At 59.3% G+C, this 17,849-nt stretch carries 16 protein-coding genes; 7 read left to right on the forward strand and 9 right to left on the reverse strand.

Annotated elements, in window-relative coordinates; genetic code table 11:
• The first annotated feature begins 185 nt into the window (after nucleotides 1-185).
• From uvrA to trmFO, 4 genes are all read left to right on the forward strand, one after another.
• Nucleotides 186-3,056: an excinuclease ABC subunit UvrA gene (uvrA, locus tag FKG95_RS16660; protein ID WP_142897505.1), complete on the forward strand. Its 2,871-nt coding sequence runs from the start codon at nucleotides 186-188 to the stop codon at nucleotides 3,054-3,056.
• Nucleotides 3,053-3,556, forward strand: coding sequence for a GNAT family N-acetyltransferase (locus tag FKG95_RS16665; RefSeq protein ID WP_142897506.1), 504 nt, complete (start codon nucleotides 3,053-3,055; stop codon nucleotides 3,554-3,556). Before uvrA ends, FKG95_RS16665 begins: the two co-directional genes overlap by 4 nt.
• Nucleotides 3,557-3,707: 151 nt before the next feature.
• Complete coding sequence (locus FKG95_RS16670; protein ID WP_142897507.1) at nucleotides 3,708-4,700, forward strand: TAXI family TRAP transporter solute-binding subunit; 993 nt, start codon at nucleotides 3,708-3,710, stop codon at nucleotides 4,698-4,700.
• A 63-nt stretch (nucleotides 4,701-4,763) separates the two neighbouring features.
• Nucleotides 4,764-6,137 carry a methylenetetrahydrofolate--tRNA-(uracil(54)-C(5))-methyltransferase (FADH(2)-oxidizing) TrmFO gene (trmFO, locus tag FKG95_RS16675; protein WP_142897508.1) on the forward strand — a complete coding sequence of 458 codons (1,374 nt, stop codon included), beginning with the start codon at nucleotides 4,764-4,766 and terminating at the stop codon, nucleotides 6,135-6,137.
• A 299-nt stretch (nucleotides 6,138-6,436) separates the two neighbouring features.
• On the opposite strand, the gene FKG95_RS16680 is transcribed toward trmFO, so the two are convergent.
• Nucleotides 6,437-7,282, reverse strand: a complete 846-nt coding sequence (locus FKG95_RS16680) for a phytoene/squalene synthase family protein (protein ID WP_142897509.1) — start codon at nucleotides 7,280-7,282, stop codon at nucleotides 6,437-6,439.
• Between the two features lie 239 nt (nucleotides 7,283-7,521).
• On the opposite strand from FKG95_RS16680, the gene FKG95_RS16685 reads away from it, so the two are divergent.
• Nucleotides 7,522-8,121 (forward strand): superoxide dismutase, encoded by a 600-nt coding sequence (locus FKG95_RS16685; RefSeq protein WP_142897510.1) that lies wholly within the window; start codon nucleotides 7,522-7,524, stop codon nucleotides 8,119-8,121.
• 264 nt (nucleotides 8,122-8,385) lie between these two features.
• On the forward strand, nucleotides 8,386-8,892 hold the full coding sequence (locus tag FKG95_RS16690; RefSeq protein ID WP_142897511.1) for an OmpA family protein: 507 nt from the start codon (nucleotides 8,386-8,388) through the stop codon (nucleotides 8,890-8,892).
• Nucleotides 8,893-8,997: 105 nt separating this feature from the next.
• Here FKG95_RS16690 and FKG95_RS16695 read toward each other — a convergent pair whose 3' ends face one another.
• From FKG95_RS16695 to yajC, 4 genes are read right to left on the reverse strand one after another with little or no spacing between them, the layout of a single operon-like run.
• Nucleotides 8,998-9,372, reverse strand: coding sequence for an Mth938-like domain-containing protein (locus FKG95_RS16695; protein ID WP_142897512.1), 375 nt, complete (start codon nucleotides 9,370-9,372; stop codon nucleotides 8,998-9,000).
• Nucleotides 9,373-9,416: 44 nt separating this feature from the next.
• Nucleotides 9,417-10,367, reverse strand: a complete 951-nt coding sequence (secF, locus tag FKG95_RS16700; RefSeq protein WP_142897513.1) for a protein translocase subunit SecF — start codon at nucleotides 10,365-10,367, stop codon at nucleotides 9,417-9,419.
• 10 nt (nucleotides 10,368-10,377) lie between these two features.
• Nucleotides 10,378-11,955: a protein translocase subunit SecD gene (gene secD, locus FKG95_RS16705; protein ID WP_142897514.1), complete on the reverse strand. Its 1,578-nt coding sequence runs from the start codon at nucleotides 11,953-11,955 to the stop codon at nucleotides 10,378-10,380.
• 26 nt (nucleotides 11,956-11,981) lie between these two features.
• Nucleotides 11,982-12,398, reverse strand: a complete 417-nt coding sequence (gene yajC, locus FKG95_RS16710) for a preprotein translocase subunit YajC (RefSeq protein ID WP_142897515.1) — start codon at nucleotides 12,396-12,398, stop codon at nucleotides 11,982-11,984.
• 341 nt (nucleotides 12,399-12,739) lie between these two features.
• Between yajC and FKG95_RS16715 the strand changes: the two genes are divergently transcribed.
• Nucleotides 12,740-13,627 (forward strand): ATP-binding protein, encoded by an 888-nt coding sequence (locus FKG95_RS16715; protein ID WP_142897516.1) that lies wholly within the window; start codon nucleotides 12,740-12,742, stop codon nucleotides 13,625-13,627.
• Nucleotides 13,628-13,710: 83 nt separating this feature from the next.
• Here the strand turns inward: FKG95_RS16715 and FKG95_RS16720 are convergent, their stop codons facing one another.
• The 4 genes from FKG95_RS16720 to serS are packed head-to-tail and all read right to left on the reverse strand — an operon-like array spanning nucleotide 13,711 to nucleotide 17,786.
• Nucleotides 13,711-15,063: a LysM peptidoglycan-binding domain-containing M23 family metallopeptidase gene (locus FKG95_RS16720; protein ID WP_142897517.1), complete on the reverse strand. Its 1,353-nt coding sequence runs from the start codon at nucleotides 15,061-15,063 to the stop codon at nucleotides 13,711-13,713.
• A complete protein-coding gene (locus tag FKG95_RS16725; RefSeq protein WP_142897518.1) occupies nucleotides 15,060-15,737 on the reverse strand; it encodes a protein-L-isoaspartate(D-aspartate) O-methyltransferase in 678 nt (225 codons plus the stop codon). The genes FKG95_RS16720 and FKG95_RS16725 overlap by 4 nt, the downstream gene beginning before the upstream one ends.
• On the reverse strand, nucleotides 15,734-16,516 hold the full coding sequence (gene surE, locus FKG95_RS16730) for a 5'/3'-nucleotidase SurE (RefSeq protein WP_142897519.1): 783 nt from the start codon (nucleotides 16,514-16,516) through the stop codon (nucleotides 15,734-15,736). The genes FKG95_RS16725 and surE overlap by 4 nt, the downstream gene beginning before the upstream one ends.
• Nucleotides 16,509-17,786, reverse strand: a complete 1,278-nt coding sequence (gene serS, locus FKG95_RS16735; RefSeq protein WP_142897520.1) for a serine--tRNA ligase — start codon at nucleotides 17,784-17,786, stop codon at nucleotides 16,509-16,511. Before serS ends, surE begins: the two co-directional genes overlap by 8 nt.
• Nucleotides 17,787-17,849: the final 63 nt, after the last annotated feature.

Consider the following 17,849-nt stretch of genomic DNA (forward strand, 5'->3'; position numbering starts at 1 on the left):
GCGACTTTAGCGATAAGGTTCCTTCACTGCACCGCTTTTGTTACGCATTTGGTTACGTCTGCGCTTTTCGTTTCCAAGACTAACAAATTCGTTGCCGCTTCACCATATTCATGTTTTGTTCCCCTACATAATAGTCGGGATCAGTCCAACTGTTATGCGATCCATTAAGGCCGATTGAAAACCTCATGACCAGACAATCCGACCCCGTTATCTCGGTGCGCGGCGCACGCGAACATAATCTGAAGAATGTCAGTATTGATCTGCCGCGCGATCAACTCGTGGTGATCACGGGTTTGAGCGGTTCCGGAAAATCGTCGCTCGCTTTCGATACAATCTATGCCGAAGGGCAGCGGCGCTACGTGGAGTCGCTTTCGGCCTACGCCCGGCAGTTCCTCGAGATGATGCAAAAACCGGATGTCGATTCCATCGACGGCCTGTCGCCCGCCATTTCGATCGAACAGAAAACCACCTCGAAGAATCCGCGCTCGACAGTCGGCACGGTGACCGAGATCTATGACTATCTGCGTTTGCTCTTTGCACGGGTCGGGATTCCCTACTCCCCCGCAACAGGCCTGCCGATCGAAAGCCAGACCGTCAGCCAGATGGTGGACCGGGTAATGGAGATGCCGGAAGGCAGCCGCCTCTATCTGCTGGCGCCGATCGTGCGTGGCCGGAAGGGAGAATACCGCAAGGAACTGGCCGAGCTGCAGAAGCGGGGTTTCCAAAGGGTCAAAATCGACGGCGAACTGCACGAGATTGCCGAAGCCCCTGCCCTGGACAAAAAGCGCAAGCACGATATCGAGGTCGTGGTTGACCGACTTGTCGTCCGCGAGGACATCGAATCGCGACTGGCGGACAGCTTTGAAACCGCCCTGGAACTGGCGGATGGCATTGCCTACACGGAAAATGCCGACGGGGGAGAGCGCACGGTCTTTTCAGCGCGCTTTGCCTGCCCCGTTTCAGGTTTTACGATCGATGAGATTGAACCAAGGCTCTTTTCTTTCAACAATCCCTTCGGAGCCTGCTCCGCCTGCGATGGGCTCGGTATCGAGATGTTCTTCGATCCGGATCTCAGTGTGCCGGACCAGGGAAAGTCGCTGGCAGAGGGCGCTGTAGCCCCCTGGTCCTCGACAACGGCGCAGTACTACAAGCAGACCCTCGATTCCATTGCGCGTCACTATGGTGTTTCGACCCGCACGGCCTGGCGGGAGCTGCCGGAGAAAGTCCGCGATACGATCCTGAACGGTTCCGGAAAAGAACCGATCACCATGCGTTATGATGATGGTCTGCGGACCTATGAAACCTCAAAAGCCTTCGAGGGCGTTTTGCCGAATATGGCCCGGCGCTGGCGCGAGACCGACAGCGACTGGGTGCGTGAGGAGCTCTCGAAGTATCAGGCCACCCAGGCCTGTGACGCCTGTCACGGTCATCGCCTGAAGCCCGAAACTCTGGCCGTAAAAATTGCCGGTTTGCACATCGGTGAAGCTTCTCAGTTCTCCGTGGCGGACGCAGCCCAGTGGTTTGACGGCCTCCATGAAAAGTTGAGTGCGAAACAGCAGGAGATCGCCGCGCGGATCCTGAAGGAAATCAACGAGCGGCTGCGCTTTCTCGTCGATGTGGGCCTGGAGTACCTCACCCTCAGTCGGGGCTCCGCCACTCTGTCCGGCGGGGAAAGTCAGCGGATCCGGCTGGCCTCTCAGATCGGGTCCGGCCTGACCGGTGTTCTCTACGTTCTGGACGAACCCTCCATCGGTTTGCATCAGCGCGATAACGCTCGTTTGCTGGAGACCCTCAAACGCCTGCGGGATCTGGGCAACACCGTCATTGTCGTCGAGCACGACGAAGATGCGATCCGCACGGCGGACTATCTGGTGGATATGGGACCAAAGGCCGGGACTCACGGCGGCGAAGTCGTGGCCCAGGGTAAGCCGGAAGAAGTTATGGCGGCCAAAGGCAGCCTCACAGCTGATTATTTGACCGGCCGGCGTATGATCGAGGTGCCTCAGACCCGGCGCAAAGGCCGGAAACGCCAGGTCTTGAGCGTAAAATCGGCCAGTGCCAATAACCTGCAGGACGTCAGTGTCAGCATCCCGCTGGGCACCTTCTCGTGCGTTACCGGTGTCTCAGGCAGCGGTAAGTCAACCCTGATCATTGAAACTCTGTTCAAAGCGGTGGCGCGGCGTCTTCACAATACCAAGGATACGCCCAGCAAACATGAATCCATTGAGGGACTGCAATTCCTCGACAAGGTGATCGATATCGACCAATCGCCGATCGGACGTACCCCGCGCTCGAACCCCGCCACCTACACCGGCTGTTTCACGCCGATCCGGGAATGGTTCGCGGGCCTTCCCGAGGCTAACGCGCGTGGCTACAAACCCGGCCGTTTCTCCTTCAACGTCAAGGGCGGACGCTGCGAGGCCTGTCAGGGCGACGGCATGATCAAGATCGAGATGCACTTCCTGCCCGACGTCTACGTCCAATGCGACGTTTGTAAGGGCAAGCGCTACAATCGCGAAACCCTTGAGATCGTCTTTAAGGGCAAGTCCATTTCCGATGTTCTGGATATGACCGTCGACGAGGGTGTGGAGTTCTTTAAGGCGGTTCCGGCGATCCGCAACAAGCTGGAAACTCTCGCTCGGGTCGGTCTCGGCTATATCCATGTGGGCCAGGCCGCGACCACGCTCTCCGGCGGCGAGGCACAGCGCGTCAAGCTTGCGAAGGAGCTCTCCCGGAAGGCAACCGGTCGCACACTTTACATTCTGGACGAACCCACCACGGGCCTGCACTTCGAAGACGTCCGCAAGCTGCTGGAAGTCCTTCAGGCTCTTGTCGAACAAGGCAACACCGTACTCGTCATCGAGCACAATCTCGAGGTCATCAAGGTCGCAGACTGGATCGTCGATCTGGGCCCCGAAGGCGGCGACAAGGGCGGGCGCATCGTGGCCAGCGGCACGCCCGAGGAGGTCGCCGAGGTCGCGGAGAGCTTCACCGGGCAATACCTGGCGCCCTACCTGAACGGCACCGCCACGCAAACCCGCCAGAAAAGCGCATGACGGCCGTCGGTTTTTCATTCCGCCTCGCAGGCGGGGACGACTTTGAAGCCGTTGGCGAGCTTTTCTATCTCTGCGACCTCCACTATTGGGGTGATGATGCGCCATCGGCCGAGGCAATGCGCGCGCACGTGCGCGACCGCGTGCTCGTGCCGAACGCCACCACCGAGATCCTTCTGATCGAGCGGGATGGTAAAGCCCTTGGTTTCGCCAGCTTCAGCGTGCTCTATCCCGCGCCGGATCTTGGCGCTGCGCTCTATCTGAAGGACCTGTTCACCCGCGCGGAAACACGGGGTCAGGGGGCGGGTGAAGCCCTGATGCGTGCCCTGGCGGGGATTGCGGTCGATCGCGGCTGCTGCCGCTTCGACTGGACCGCAGAAGACCATAACCCCCGTGCCATGACCTTTTATGAGAACCTGGGCGCGCGGCGGGTGACTGAAAAAGTCTATTACCGCTTCGATGGCGATCGTCTAAAAGACTTCGCGAGAAATTCAGGTAAGTAACACCACACTGCCTTTCCCAAACCTGCGGATGTCAGATGGATTGCGGTCTGGTTTCATCCCTTCGACGGCTTAAAATTCTAGATTGAAATTATTCTGCTGCTAAGCTCCCAACCTGCTTGAGATTTTCAGACTATCTTAAAGGGCTCCTTGGATGCGGCGTTCGTTACTCTTTTTCATCTTTATCTCGGGTGTGCTGAGCGCCTGTGCACAGACACAGCAGCAACCTTCCAAACAGACGGATCCTGAAACCGGGCCCTTTCTGATCGGAACCGGTAACAAAGCGGGCCTGTACCATTTCCTCGGACAGGAAATCTGCCGAAGTTACGGGCAGGCCGTTGCTGTTGTCTCTTCACCCTGTGACACGCTGGTCCAGGGCAATGCAGAGGCAAAACTGAGATTACTGGAGAATCGCATCCTCGATTTGGCGATTGTGCATTCCGCCTGGGCGCAATCCGCCGCCAATGGCATTGGCTCCTTCACGAACACGGGGCCAATGAACGATCTTCGCGCGGTGATCTCCTTCTACCCGCAGCCTTTAAGCATTGTCGTAAAACGGAATTCGGGTGTGGAAGAGCTTGGCCAACTTGCGACTGCCCGGCTCGTCACTTCGTCGATCAGTTACAATGATGCGACCTTCAAAATTCTGCGCAACCTGAAGGGCTGGACGGACAGCAGCTTTGCGTCGCTAGAGAAAGTAAAGTCCACACGCACAGCCCTGGATAGCTTCTGCAATGGCGAAGCGAATGCGATGCTGGCAACCTACGAACATCCGAGCGGGATCATTCGGAAGGCCACGGCAGAATGCGGCGGCAGGCTTTTACCCGTTGAATTCCCGGAGAAAGCAGACGAGATCACGGGAAACCCAGCCCTTGCCGAGGCATCGGTCCCCGCGAAGATGTACGTGGGCCAGGCCGCGAGTATCTCGACGTTCGGTCATCGCACCGTGCTCGTCGCGCGCAGCGATACACCGGACAGTGTCATTGAAGCTGTGGTAACCTCTGTTTTGGACGACCTCGCGAACCTCAAAGGCAAGCATCCGGCGTTCCTTGAACTTAACGCCCGTGAGATGGCGAGCGAAGGTCTGGCCATTCCACTGCACCCGGCGGCCGAGGCCATCTACCGCGAACGCAGACTCTTGCCGTAGGAACGCGAAAAAAGCCTGCTTTTCGCTCTGTCCGCCGCCCTTTGCTTGGAGTATCTTCCGGCTATGACAGGTAAAGACATAAAACCCATCCACGTGGTGGGCGGCGGAATGGCCGGCAGCGAAGCTGCCTGGCAGATTGCCGAAGCGGGCGTGCCGGTGGTTTTGCACGAAATGCGCCCGGTGGTGAAGACCGACGCCCACTCGACCGAGGGCCTTGCGGAACTCGTCTGCTCCAACTCCTTCCGCTCCGACGACGCCATGAACAATGCCGTCGGTCTGTTGCATGAGGAGATGCGGCGGTTGGGCTCACTCATCATGTCCGCAGGTGACGCCCATAAGCTGCCCGCGGGCGGGGCCTTAGCGGTCGACCGTGACGCCTTCTCGCAGGAAGTGACCCGTCGGTTGGAGGCGCATCCACTGGTCAAGATCGAGCGTGAGGAAATCGGGGGTATACCACCCGAGGACTGGGACTCGGTGATCCTGGCGACCGGGCCCCTCACCTCGCCGGATCTGGCCGGCGCGATCGGTAAACTGACCGGCGAGGAATACCTGGCCTTCTTCGACGCGATCGCGCCGATTGTCTACAAAGACTCGATTGATTTCGACAAGGCCTGGTTTCAGTCCCGCTATGACAAAGTGGGTCCCGAAGGTGACGGCGCCGACTACATCAACTGCGCTCTCACGCAGGAGGGCTACGAGACCTTCATCACCGATTTGATCGAGGGTGAAAAGACCGACTTCAAGGAATGGGAATCTTCGACCCCCTATTTCGAGGGCTGCCTGCCGATCGAGGTAATGGCTGAACGCGGCCGCGAGACCCTGCGCTTCGGTCCCATGAAACCGGTCGGACTGCAGGATCCGCGCAGTGACAGCCGTCCCCATGCTGTTGTACAGCTGCGGCAAGACAATGCGCTTGGGACCCTCTACAACATTGTCGGCTTCCAAACCAAACTGAAGTACGCCGAGCAGGTCCGGGTTTTCCGATCGATACCGGGGCTCGAGAACGCTGAGTTCGCGCGGCTGGGCGGCCTGCACCGGAACACCTTTATCAATTCGCCGCGTCTTTTGGACGGCAGCATGCGTTTGAAACCCTCCCCGCGGATTCGCTTTGCCGGTCAGATCACCGGCGTTGAAGGCTACGTTGAAAGCGCCGCGACGGGCCTGCTTGCCGGGCGTTTTGCGGCTGCGGAACGACGCGGGGACGAAATGGTTCCTCCCCCGCCGACCACCGCACATGGCGCTCTGCTCTCGCACATTACCGGCGGTGCCGATGCTAAGACCTTCCAACCGATGAACGTCAACTTCGGGCTTTTTCCGCCACTGGAGAAGGTAGAAGGCAAGAAGATCAAGAAGAAGGAGCGCAAGCCGGCCATGGCGCAGCGTGCCCTCGATGATCTGGCGGACTGGTGCGCCAGAAGCACGTCAAGGGCTGCCTGATCACGGTGCCGGTACAGCCGGATTCGCCATCATGCCGCACTCCTGCATTGCATTCGTGCGGTTTCTCGGGTTCTCGCCGGCGCTTTTTCCCTGTAGTTCAGTACTTGCGAGTGCGCTCTAGAAGGTCTTTTTTTAGAGTAGGTTTACATCCCCCAGCACTCGTAGGCGGGCGGCCGTCGGGCGGCGTTTAGCCGCCCGCCTTTTTTAAAGATCTCTCTTCAAAGCTTTCAAATTTCTGCGGTTGAAAAAGTGGGCATTCTACAGCTGGGCTGTCTTCGTTCCGGGAACGCTTGCGCGGTCTAAAAGCGGCAAAGCAGATAAGCGATGAAGACCTTTAGGGCCAGGCCATGGTTGGGTCCCTGCGCATTTGGATCAAATGGGTCCCATCCGCAACGCGCAAGGTTGGTAAGATGCTGTTGAGCGACTGTGGCCGGTAGAAGAGCCGCAAGCGTTGCGCGACTGAAATGCTTTCTGGCTTCGCGCGCGGCCTTCAAGTGACCCTTCGCCTGCTTCGCGATTTCCTTCGTGATCTTAACAATAGCATCGTTGCGGCGGAGTTCGAAAAGATCGCTTCGCTGCAGGCCATATTGGTCCATCAATGCGCGGGGCAGGAAAATGCGCTTTTGCGCCGCGTGAAAGGGAATTGCCCTTAAAAGACCGATCATGGCCCAAGCCGTGCCGACCTGTTCCGCAGCCTGTAGTGCGATTTCCTCGCGCACGCCCAGGATCATAGCCGCTAGCCTGCTCACTGTGCCGGAAGTCCCCCCCGCATAGGTCTCGAAGGCCTCGAAATTATCCAAGGGGGTATCCTCGAGATCCAGCTCCCGGCAATCGATGATTCGATCGAAGAGCTCCCGCGGAAGGGCGTACTCATGCACTGCGGTGGCCAGAGGCTCGACAACCGCATGTTTACGCAGTGTTCCGGCGTAGATGCCGTCAAGAGCTTCCCGCCACCATTGCAGCCGTATCCGGCCCAGCATCGCTTCGCTCACCACCTCTGCGGTTTTGGCGATCTCCAGATTAAAGGCGTAGAGCGCAAAAAGCGCCTCCCGGTGTGTCGAGGGCGCGAAAAGTGAGGTGAGAAAACGTTCGCGGTCGTGCGTCCGTACCTCTTGGCCACAATAGGAAAGCGAAGCCGCCGTCATCGAAAATTTCGCTGTGCTGAGAACATCGGGCGACTATAGGCAAAGCTGCTTCAGGCGCAATGGACAAGCTGTGCTCGGACAACGCCTAGGGAACCAAACACCAAGTTTTAGAATTATTACCATTAACAATTGACGGACACGGCACGGGCGCTATCTTCCTATCAAGTTTCCTTAACGATAGACGAGTGGGTCTATCTTCAGCAAATCAGCTAACGAGCAGATACAAGGAGTGCATAAGCATGGCTTTCGAGCTTCCTCCCCTTCCCTATGCCGACAACGCTTTGGAGCCGCATTACTCCGCGAATACCTTCAGCTTCCATCACGCCAAGCACCACAATGCCTACGTGGTCAATCTGAACAACCTGATCGGTGACTCGGATTTGGCCGGTAAGTCGCTGGAAGACATCATCATGGCGACCGCGAACGACGACAGCAAAGCCGGCGTGTTCAACAATGCGGCCCAGGTCTGGAACCACACCTTCTTCTGGAATTCCATGTCGCCGAACGGCGGTGGCCGGCCGGGCGGAGCGCTCGCTGCAAAGATCGATGAGGATTTCGGCAGCTTCGATGCCTTCGCGGAAAAATTCAAGGCTTCGGCAACAGGCCGTTTCGGAAGCGGCTGGACCTTCCTGGTCCTGGACGGCGGCACCCTGAAGATTGTCAACACCCTGAACGCCGGCACGCCCATGACCGACGGCCAGACGGCACTGCTGACCATCGACGTCTGGGAGCACGCGTATTACCTCGACTATCAGAATCGCCGCCCGGACTACATCCAGACCTTCCTGGACAAGCTGGCGAACTGGGATTTTGCGTCGGCCAACTTCGAAGCGGCCTAAGAGATTCGCGTCTCTGTTCCTTTGACCTGTTGAGGCTGCGGTAAAGGCTGAAAGTCCCGCGGAACGCGATGGATCGGACGGTTGAATGAAAAAGGGGGCATTGCCCCCTTTTTTTGTCTTATGCCTTGAAAGGATTGTATCTTTTTTCGATTTTTTCGCTTCGAAATACTGGACGTCTGCGCGTTTTGATCGTACAGGTGCTAAATATGTGTCTTTATTGAGCAATCGGCGGCCTGAAATCGACAGCAACGTGAGGACGTCCCCGTGACCATTTTCAGAACGATCTTTTTTTGCGCTTCCATGTTTGGCCTGGCGGGCTGTGCCACTGAGCAGGCCTCGAACGAAGTGATCGAGGACCAGTTAAGCGGTCCCGAATTCAGGACGGTCGAGACCGAGCAGGGTGTCGTGGTGATGCTGGTCAATCCACTTCTCTTTGAATTTGACAGCGACGAATTGACCGACGACTCCCGGGGTCCCATTGCCTACATCGCGCGCGTTCTCAACACGCCGGGCGTCGTCTCGCGCCAGGTTCACGTCAATGGTTACTCCGACAGTGTCGGCAGCGAAGAATACAACCTGGCCCTTTCGGAACGCAGAGCCGAAGCGGTGGCCAAGGAACTGGTCTACAATCAGGTCGCGGCGGAACGCGTGCTCTACAACAGCTTCGGCGAAGCCAATCCCGTCGCCCCGAATGTAACGGACGACGGCACTGACAACCCTGAAGGCCGTACACTCAACCGGCGTGTCGAGATCGTCATCCTGAACCCTTGAAGCGGCCAAGTCGGGATTCTCCCCGCATGACCGTATTTCCAGCATAGGTTTGTTAGGCGTGACGTCTGCCTCTTTGGAGCGTCAGTGCATTACAAGACGACCGGTTTATTCGACCGCGATCAGGGCGGCCGCAACCGCCCTGCCTTCGGCGAGAAGGACATTGTAGGTGCGGCAGGCGGCGCCGGTATCCATCGGCTCGATCCCGATCCCCCTGTCCCGCAGTGCGTTGCGAAGATCCGGTGGCGGCATGAGAAGTTTAGGCCCGCATCCAAGAAGCAACACCTGAACACTCCCTGCTTCGATCACCGGAGCTAGCGATTCTAGACTGAGTCCGGCAAAGTTCGTGACCGGCCAGGGCTGGCTGCGCTCGGGGAAGACCAGGACGGACCCTTGGAACTGCGCGCCACTGACCTTGAACTGCAGGTCGCCATAGCTCTCAACGACCTGCCGGTCTTTGGGCACCGCGAAGGAAATCTCCATCTATCCCTCCCAGTCTAAAGCGACCTGGACCATAGCGCCCCGGATCAGGAAGCCGCCGGTGCTGCGTCGCCGGTCTCATCCTTGTCGTTGCTGCTGGTTACACCAGCCCGGATATTCATGAAAGAGAGCATCGGCACTGCCAGAGCAACCGAGGAGTAGGTGCCGATAATGACGCCCCAGATCAGTCCAAGGCTGAACCCGCGAATCACCTCACCACCAAAGATAAAGAGCGAGAAGAGGGCCAGAAGCGTGGTGAAAGAGGTCAGGACCGTCCGCGAGAGGGTCCGATTGATCGCCATGTTCAGGACTTCAACGATCGGAAGTTTCTTATACTTCCGCAGCTCATCGCGCACGCGGTCGAAAATGACCACCGTATCGTTGATCGAATAGCCGGCAATGGTCAGGACCGCCGCCAAGGTGGAGAGGTTGAACTCTACTTGCGTTAGCGAGAAGAAGCCTACGGTCGCGATCACGTCATGGACCAGTGCGGTGAGCGCCGCGGCCGAAAAGTGCCATTCAAAGCGGAACCAGATGTAGAGCCCGATCGCGGCCATGGCGAGAACCGTCGCCAGAAAACCGGCTTGTTTCAGTTCGCCGCCGACTTTTGGCCCGACAAATTCAGTCCGCCTGTACTCCTCCACCGTGTCGTTCAGGGCTTCCTTAACGATCTGAATTGCGGCTTCCTGAGCGCCTTCCCCCCCGTCCTGCCGCTGTATGTTGATCAGAACGTCGGTCGGTGCTCCGAATTCCTGAAGCGTCACTTCCCCGACGTCCAGCGCGGAGAGGCGGCTTCGAAGATCGCCGAGGTCGGCCGGTCCGTTGGTCCGTACCTCGAGCAGGATACCGCCCCTGAAATCGACGCCGAAGTTCAGGCCGAGGGTTGCGAAGGACACAATCGAGCCCAGCATCAGAAACGCCGAGAACGCGAGGAACAGCTTGCGTTTCGAGAGAAAGTTCAGCTTGGGGGCAACGGGAAAAGCTTTGATGATTGCCATGATACGCCTCCTATATGCCGAGCGCTTGCGGCTTGCGGCGGCGCAGCCAGGTCACAACGAGTAAACGGGTGAGCATGATCGCGGTGAACATCGAGGTCACCAATCCGATAGACAAAGTCACGGCAAAGCCCTTCACGGGGCCTGAGCCGAACTGGAGCAGCAGCATCGCTGCAATCAGGGTCGTGAGGTTCGAATCGATAATGGTGGTCAAGGCGCGGCGGTAACCGGCATCGATGGCCGAGATGGGGCTGCGCCCGTTACCGACCTCCTCGCGTATCCGCTCGAAGATCAGCACGTTGGCGTCAACCGCCATGCCGATCGTCAGTACGATCCCGGCAATGCCGGGAAGGGTCAGGGTCGCCCCGAGGACCGAGAGCGCCGCGAGCATCAAGACCAGGTTCATCACGAGCGCGACATTGGCCATCAGTCCGAACAGGCCGTAAATCACCGCCATGAAGATAATGACCAGAATCAGCCCCAGGACACTGGCAAATTCACCGGCGAGAATCTGATCCGCGCCGAGGCCCGGCCCGACCGTGCGTTCCTCCAGGAACTCAAGTGACGCGGGCAAGGCACCAGCCCGCAGCAAAAGCGCCAGGTTCTGGGTTTGCTCGAGGGTGAAGCTGCCGGAAATAATACCGCGGCCATCCAGGATCGGCGATTGGATGACCGGTGCAGACACGACCTTGTCATCGAGAACAATTGCAAAGGGCCGTCCGACGTTATTCTGTGTGGCATTGCCGAAGCGTTGCGCCCCAACGGAATCGAAGGCGAAACTGACCACCGGCTGCCCGTCCTGGAACGTCGCTTGGGCGTCGGTCAGGTTCTCACCGCCGACAATCACGCGTTTCTTGATCACATAACTGCGGGTGCCGCCCGACGCATCCGACTCGTCGGCTGGAAGGATCTCTGATCCGGGAGGCGCGACGGAGGCAAGAGGGTTAGCGTTTTCGTCAACGAACCGGAAACTCAGTTTAGCAGTCTGCTGCAACTTCGTTTTTTGCTCTTCGGTGTTCTGAACGCCCGGCAGCTGAATCAGAATCCGGTCTTCGCCCTGGCTTTGGATCGAGAGTTCGACCGTGCCCGTGGGGTCCAGGCGCCGTCGGATGACCTCGATCGACTGCTCCAGAACCCTCTGGCGCCGCTCGACCTTGACCGCATCCGGGTCTTCAATGGTGAACTTGCCGTTGCTTTGCGTGATGAGCGATTGCGGCGTCAGATCGAAAAGAATCTCCCGCGTCCGGGCGATATTTTCGTCCGTCGGTTCCGTGAGAGTAAACACCACGGATTCTCCGGCAACCCCAAGCTCCCTGTAGCCGATGGCGTCGGGCCGGGCGCGCCGGAGATCGGGGCGAATCGCATCAACCAGGTTTTCGCGCTGTTCGATAAAGACGGAATCGATGTCGACCTCGAGAAGCAGATAGGAGCCGCCCTGCAGATCCAGCCCAAGATTAACCTGATCTTTCGGCACCCAGGACGGGACCTCGTCCAGACTCTCGGGTTCAAAGAGGTTCGGAGACGCGAATATAATACCGCCGATCAGCACCAAGAGAGTGAGAATGACCTGCCAGCGAGGAATGTGGACCATTGCGCGGAAAACCCGAAGTTGTTCGTTTAGCTTTTGGAGTCGGCCGATTCGCTGTCATTGGCAGCTTCGGTTTCTTTGGTTTTGGAGCCCTTTTTGCCACCCTTGGCCTTACTTGCGGAAGACTGGTCCGAAACCGGCTCGGATTTGGAACGGACATCCTGGATCATCGAGCGAATGACACGCACCTTCACTTCCGGCGCAATCGTCACTTCGACCTCGGCTTCGTCGACCACTTTGGAGACGGTGCCGACCAGGCCACCGGCGGTCACGACCCTGTCGCCACGGCGCACGGCATCGATCATCGCTTTGTGTTGTTTGACTTTTTTCTGCTGAGGCCGAATCAGAAGAAAGTAAAAGACCACAAAAATCAGAATCAGCGGCAGAAGGCTGGTCAGTATATCGCCACCACCAGCGGCCTGCGCGAAAACCGGCTCTACGTACATCAAGAAAACTCCCCTACTCGCCGGCTCCACCTGCGAAGCCGCAACGCTCTCGTTTCAACCGTTTGTCGGAGGCGCCGAAAGGTCTACCCCCCTGAAAAATAGCAGCCGGACTATAGCCGTACCTTGACGAATTGCAACGCCCGTCAAGCCTGGGGCCGTCCCGCTCCATGCGCTTTGTATCAATTGACCTGGGCGGGGCCCATAGCTAGGGTCTCGACCGGTCGGGAACTGACGTTCCCATGCAGGTGACACAGCCCTGTTTCCGCGGCATTGGAGCGGTTTTTTCTTACTACCCGCCAGCCGGGGTTCTCTCCATATTGGTTTTTTTTAGCGGCATTACCATGAGCGATAGCAAAATCGACGACTTGATCCCCCTTCTAACGCGGGTTGCCACAGCCCTTGAACGCCTTGCCCCGCCTGAGCAGCCGTCTGACTCCCTGGCGGCTGAAGACGCTTTCGTCTGGCACGCAGAGCGTGAGAGGCTCGAAGCCATCGCCAAGGTCAGCCGGGTTGAATTCGAGCTTCTTCAGGGCATCGACCGCCAGAGCGACATCCTGCTCAACAACACGCGGCGGTTTGCCCAGGGCTTTCCCGCCAATAATGCCCTCCTCTGGGGCGCGCGCGGCATGGGCAAGAGTTCCCTGGTTAAGGCGGTCCACGCAACTGTGAACCGCGAAATCAGTGAGAAATCGGAGCCCAAGGCGGCACCTCTGGCGCTGGTGGAGATCCACCGGGAGGACATTCCCTCCCTGCCCCGCCTGCTCCAGCGTCTGCGGACATCCGCACGCCCCTGTATCCTTTTTTGCGACGATCTCAGCTTCGATGGCGAGGATTCGACCTACAAGTCCCTGAAAGGTGTGCTGGAGGGCGGGATCGAGGGGCGCCCGGAGAATGTCATCTTCTATGCAACATCGAACCGCCGGCACCTCATGGCGCGGGATATGATCGAGAACGAACGTTCAACGGCGATCCACACTTCAGAGGCAGTTGAGGAAAAAGTGAGCCTTTCAGACCGCTTCGGCCTGTGGCTCGGATTCCATAACTGCGATCAGGACACCTATTTCGCCATGGTCGAAGGCTATGCCGCCCGTCACGGCCTCGAACTCCCGGTGGAGCAGCTGCGCGCCGAAGCCAGGGAATGGTCGATTACCCGCGGCAGCCGCTCGGGCCGCGTCGCCTGGCAATACATTCAAGACCTCGCCGGCCGCCTCGGAAAGCGCCTCGCCTAGAGTCGGTTCACACGCAAGACGACCGCCTTCGGCGGTTCCATCACAACCCGATCTGATCACGTTTCTGAACGGACAATGCCGGATCAATCCGAGAGCGAAGCCTGCTGCGGACCCAACAGCTTGCGGGGGTCGACGGCGCGCGTGCCTTGCCGGATCTCGAAGTGAAGCTGGGGTTTTGAGACATTGCCACTGCGTCCGACCTTGGCGATCGCTTGCCCGCGTTTGACGGTTTCGCCCCGTGCAACCAGGACTTCGCTCAAATGCGCATAGGCGGTCACCCACCCATCCGCGTGCTTGACCAGCAGAAGGCGGCCAAAACCACGCAGTTCGTTGCCTGAGTAAGCCACGACACCGTTCTCAGCCGCCCGCACGATCGTGCCTGCGGCAGCCTCGATGTTGATACCGTCATTGTGCACGCCGCTGCCTTTGCTGCCGAAAGAAGACAGGATTTTGCCGGAGAGCGGCCAGCGGAACTTGCTGCTCGAACGTGGCGGCGGTTTTGGAACGCCCGCAGCAGGGCGGCGTGACGGTTTTGGCGGTTGGACACGGGCCATCTGCGGCTTCGCAGCGGCTTCAGGCGTCGGCTGAGCGCTTGGGCGCGGCTTTGCGGCCGGTACCGGCACGGTCCTTGACGTGACGGTTGCCGTTGAAGCCTGTGCCTGAGTTGTCTGGGTTTCAGTTGTCTGTGGCTGAGCAGTCTGCGCGCCGGCCTGGACTGTGGGCCCTGCAGGTGCGGGCTGGGGCGTGGCTGCGGCAAAGGCATTCCTTGTCCCGGGCAGATCCAGGACCTGGCCGACCGAGATCCGGAACGGCGGCGGGATCCTATTAAGCTGAACAAGGCTGTGAATATCGATGCGATACCGCCTCGATATCGCATAAACCGTCTCCCCCCGGGTCACAATATGCCGTGAGGGCGTCGGTAAAACCAGAGTCTGGCCGGGCGTGAGTCTATAGGGTGGCCCGAGGCGGTTGGTCTCTAAAAGCGTCCGGATCGGGACATTGTGCTTCCGGGCGATCGAAAAGACGTTTTCGCCCGGCTGCACGATGTAAATGCCGGACTGAGCCGGGGCTGCTTGAGGTGACGCGGTCTGTCGGCTCTGTGCAGCCTGCCTCGGCGCGGGCGGGACAGGCGCCGGCCTATTAGCCGGTGTCGGGACAGCCGCCGGGCGCGGATTGCGCCTGGGCAAAGGCAGCGCCGCCTCTGTCGCCGGCCGGCGAGGTGCCGCAGTGGCTTGAGGCGGCACTGGACTGGGCGCACGCACCAGAAATTCCCCGGGAACTGGCGGTTTGCGGAGAGGAATGGGCGCCGGCTCGGGCGGTGTCGGGAGTTGCGAAATCGCGGTGCCACCCGTACAGGCGGCCAGCAGAAAGGCGGCCAGAAAGGCCGCGGCGCCACCCGCCCATCTGCGGGGTTGGACCCAGGGCTGGCGCATCATGTTCCGGACTGGGCGGCCTTCTGCGGTTCCGCAGCCGCTTCCGGTAGTTGGCCTTCGATCAGCGGGACGAATTTAACATCTCCCAGACTTTCCTCGAACACGCCGTCTTCTGTTCGCTTCAAACGTACCAATTCTTGCGTCCGGCTGGAACGGGAGATCGGCAGGATCAGCAGCCCATCCATCGCCAGCTGGTCCACGAGGGCGCCTGGGATCGAATCAGCGGCTGCCGTGACGATAATCCGCTCAAAGGGCGCCTGTGCCGGCCATCCTCGAGAACCGTCCCCGATATGTGTGGTGATATTATGGAGCCGCAAGGCTGAAAACCGGCTCTCGGCGTTGCGCATCAGTTCCCGGTACCGTTCGATGGTATAGAGGCGCCTGCAGAGCCGCGAGAGAATCGCTGCCTGGTAGCCCGAACCGGTGCCGATCTCCAGGACCTTCATCCGCCGCGTGACCTGAAGGGCCTGGGTCATCAGGGCAACGACCTGCGGCTGGCTGAGAGTCTGGCCGTTGCCGATCGGAAGCGTGCGGTTGTCATAGGATTGATGCTGGAACGGCGGCGGCACGAAATCCTCGCGCGGAATCCGCTCAATCGCGGACAAGACATGGGTGTCCGCGATGCCGCCCCGGCGTAACTCCATAATCAGGCGGATTTTGCGGGCGGCTATGGTCACGCAAAAAGATCCGACAGCGGTTGCATGGATTTCTCGTGGGTGAGATCGAGATGCAATGGCGTGATCGAGATGGCGCCTTCCTCAATCGCGGTCAAATCAGCGTTCTCTCCCGAACTGGAATGGCTCAAAAACTGTCCAACCCAGACGTACGGCCGCCCGCTGGGATCGACCCCGTCCACCAGATCCGTCCCGAGATCACGCCGTCCCTGGCGGCAGACCCGGATGCCCGCGACCTCGTCCGGGGTAACGCTTGGGAAATTGACGTTGATCAGCAGTTCCGATGTCCACGCCATCGTTGCCAGCCGGCGCACGATATCGGCGGCAAAACGCTTGGGCACATCCCAGGAAATCCGCTCGTCCTTGCTGCGGACCTGGCTGAAGGCAATCGCGCGCGTCCCCAAGAGAGCCGCTTCCATAGCGGCGGCAACCGTGCCCGAATAAGTCACGTCTTCGCCCAGATTGGCACCGTGATTGATCCCGGAAAGCACGAGATCCGCGGGCCGGTCTTCCATAAGCCGCTTCATAGCCACCAGCACGCAATCGGTCGGCGTGCCATCGATGGAGTAACGCTTGTCCCCCAGCTTACGGCTTCTGAGAGGCCGCCGGAGAGTCAGGGAATGACTGGTTGCCGACTGTTCACTCTCCGGTGCCGCAACCCATACGTCGTCTGAAAGTTCCCGCGCGATGCTCTCCAGAGCAGCCAGACCCGGCGCATGAATGCCGTCGTCGTTGGTAACGAGGATTCTTGCTCCCGTCAGATCAAGGCTTCCGTTAGTCATTCGCGCGCAAGACCTCCATGCCGCCGGTGTAGGGGCGCAGGGCATCGGGGACGACAATCGACCCGTCTTCCTGCTGATAATTCTCGATGACCGCAATCAGGCAGCGCCCCACCGCTACGCCGGAACCATTCAGCGTATGGACAAAGGACGTGCCCTTCTCGCCCGCAGTCTTGAAGCGCGCTTTCATGCGGCGCGCCTGAAAATCACCGCAGGTCGAACAGCTGGAAATCTCACGGTAGGCCTTCTGTCCGGGCAACCATACCTCAATATCATGGGTCCGGCGGGCACCGAAACCTGTGTCACCGGTCGCCAGAACCATGACGCGATACGGCAGACCAAGACGCTTGAGTATTTCTTCGGCGCAGCCGGTCATGCGCTCCAGCTCCGCATCGGACTCATCCGGATGCACGACCGAAACCAACTCGGTCTTTTCAAACTGATGCTGCCGCAGCATGCCACGGGTGTCCTTACCGGCGGCCCCGGCCTCCGAGCGGAAGCAGGGCGTCAGAGCCGTGACCCGGATCGGCAGTTCCTCGGCGTCGAGGATACTGTCAGCAACCAGATTGGTCAGGGGCACCTCCGCCGTCGGGATCAGCCAAAGACCGTCTTCCGTGCGAAAGGAGTCTTCGCCGAATTTCGGCAGCTGTCCGGTCCCGTACAACACGTGATCGCGCACCAGAAGCGGCGGAATGACCTCCGTATAGCCATGCTCGCGGGTGTGAAGATCCATCATAAACTGGCCCAGGGCCCGGTGCAGGCGCGCGACCGCTCCGCGCATGACAACGAAGCGCGATCCGGAGAGCTTGGCGGCGGCCTCAAAGTCCATGAAACCAAGGGCTTCTCCGACTTCGAAGTGCTGCTTCGGCTCGAAATCGAAGTTCCGGAGTTCGCCGACCGTCCGCAGGCAAACATTCGCCGATTCGTCCGCGCCGTCCGGAATGTCGTCCCGGGGCAGATTGGGCAGTCCCGAGAGAATGGCCTCGAGTTCGTCTCCGCTCGCCTTTTCGGCCTCTTCCAGCGAAGCCATCCGCGCTTTGATGTCCGCGACCTCGGCAATCAGAGACTCCGCGGACTCGCCGCTCTTTTTTGCCTGACCGATGGATTTGGAGGCTTCATTGCGCCGGGTTTGCAGTTCCTGCAGTTGCGTCTGTGTTTCGCGGCGCGTGCCGTCCAGATCGATGATGCGTTGCGCCATCGGGTCTAAGCCCCTCCTGGCCATACCGGCATCAAAAGCGTCCGGATTCTCACGGATCCATCTCAGGTCGAACATTGGCTCTCTGATCGTTTGTTAAGGGTTATAAACCATACCGATGCCTGACTTATAAGGCGTCGA

Origin of the sequence: Denitrobaculum tricleocarpae (assembly GCF_007004665.1) — a bacterium.
Taxonomy (GTDB): Bacteria; Pseudomonadota; Alphaproteobacteria; order Kiloniellales; family Kiloniellaceae; genus Denitrobaculum; species Denitrobaculum tricleocarpae.

Coding starts and splice junctions, on each gene's coding strand:
- secD (WP_142897514.1), bottom strand. CDS start 11,955: ATGGTCCACATTCCTCGCTGGCAGGTCATTCTCACTCTCTTGGTGCTG.
- surE (WP_142897519.1), bottom strand. CDS start 16,516: ATGACTAACGGAAGCCTTGATCTGACGGGAGCAAGAATCCTCGTTACC.
- FKG95_RS16685 (WP_142897510.1), top strand. CDS start 7,522: ATGGCTTTCGAGCTTCCTCCCCTTCCCTATGCCGACAACGCTTTGGAG.
- FKG95_RS16670 (WP_142897507.1), top strand. CDS start 3,708: ATGCGGCGTTCGTTACTCTTTTTCATCTTTATCTCGGGTGTGCTGAGC.
- FKG95_RS16720 (WP_142897517.1), bottom strand. CDS start 15,063: ATGATGCGCCAGCCCTGGGTCCAACCCCGCAGATGGGCGGGTGGCGCC.
- FKG95_RS16680 (WP_142897509.1), bottom strand. CDS start 7,282: ATGACGGCGGCTTCGCTTTCCTATTGTGGCCAAGAGGTACGGACGCAC.
- trmFO (WP_142897508.1), top strand. CDS start 4,764: ATGACAGGTAAAGACATAAAACCCATCCACGTGGTGGGCGGCGGAATG.
- FKG95_RS16715 (WP_142897516.1), top strand. CDS start 12,740: ATGAGCGATAGCAAAATCGACGACTTGATCCCCCTTCTAACGCGGGTT.
- FKG95_RS16695 (WP_142897512.1), bottom strand. CDS start 9,372: ATGGAGATTTCCTTCGCGGTGCCCAAAGACCGGCAGGTCGTTGAGAGC.
- yajC (WP_142897515.1), bottom strand. CDS start 12,398: ATGTACGTAGAGCCGGTTTTCGCGCAGGCCGCTGGTGGTGGCGATATA.
- secF (WP_142897513.1), bottom strand. CDS start 10,367: ATGGCAATCATCAAAGCTTTTCCCGTTGCCCCCAAGCTGAACTTTCTC.
- FKG95_RS16665 (WP_142897506.1), top strand. CDS start 3,053: ATGACGGCCGTCGGTTTTTCATTCCGCCTCGCAGGCGGGGACGACTTT.
- uvrA (WP_142897505.1), top strand. CDS start 186: ATGACCAGACAATCCGACCCCGTTATCTCGGTGCGCGGCGCACGCGAA.
- serS (WP_142897520.1), bottom strand. CDS start 17,786: ATGTTCGACCTGAGATGGATCCGTGAGAATCCGGACGCTTTTGATGCC.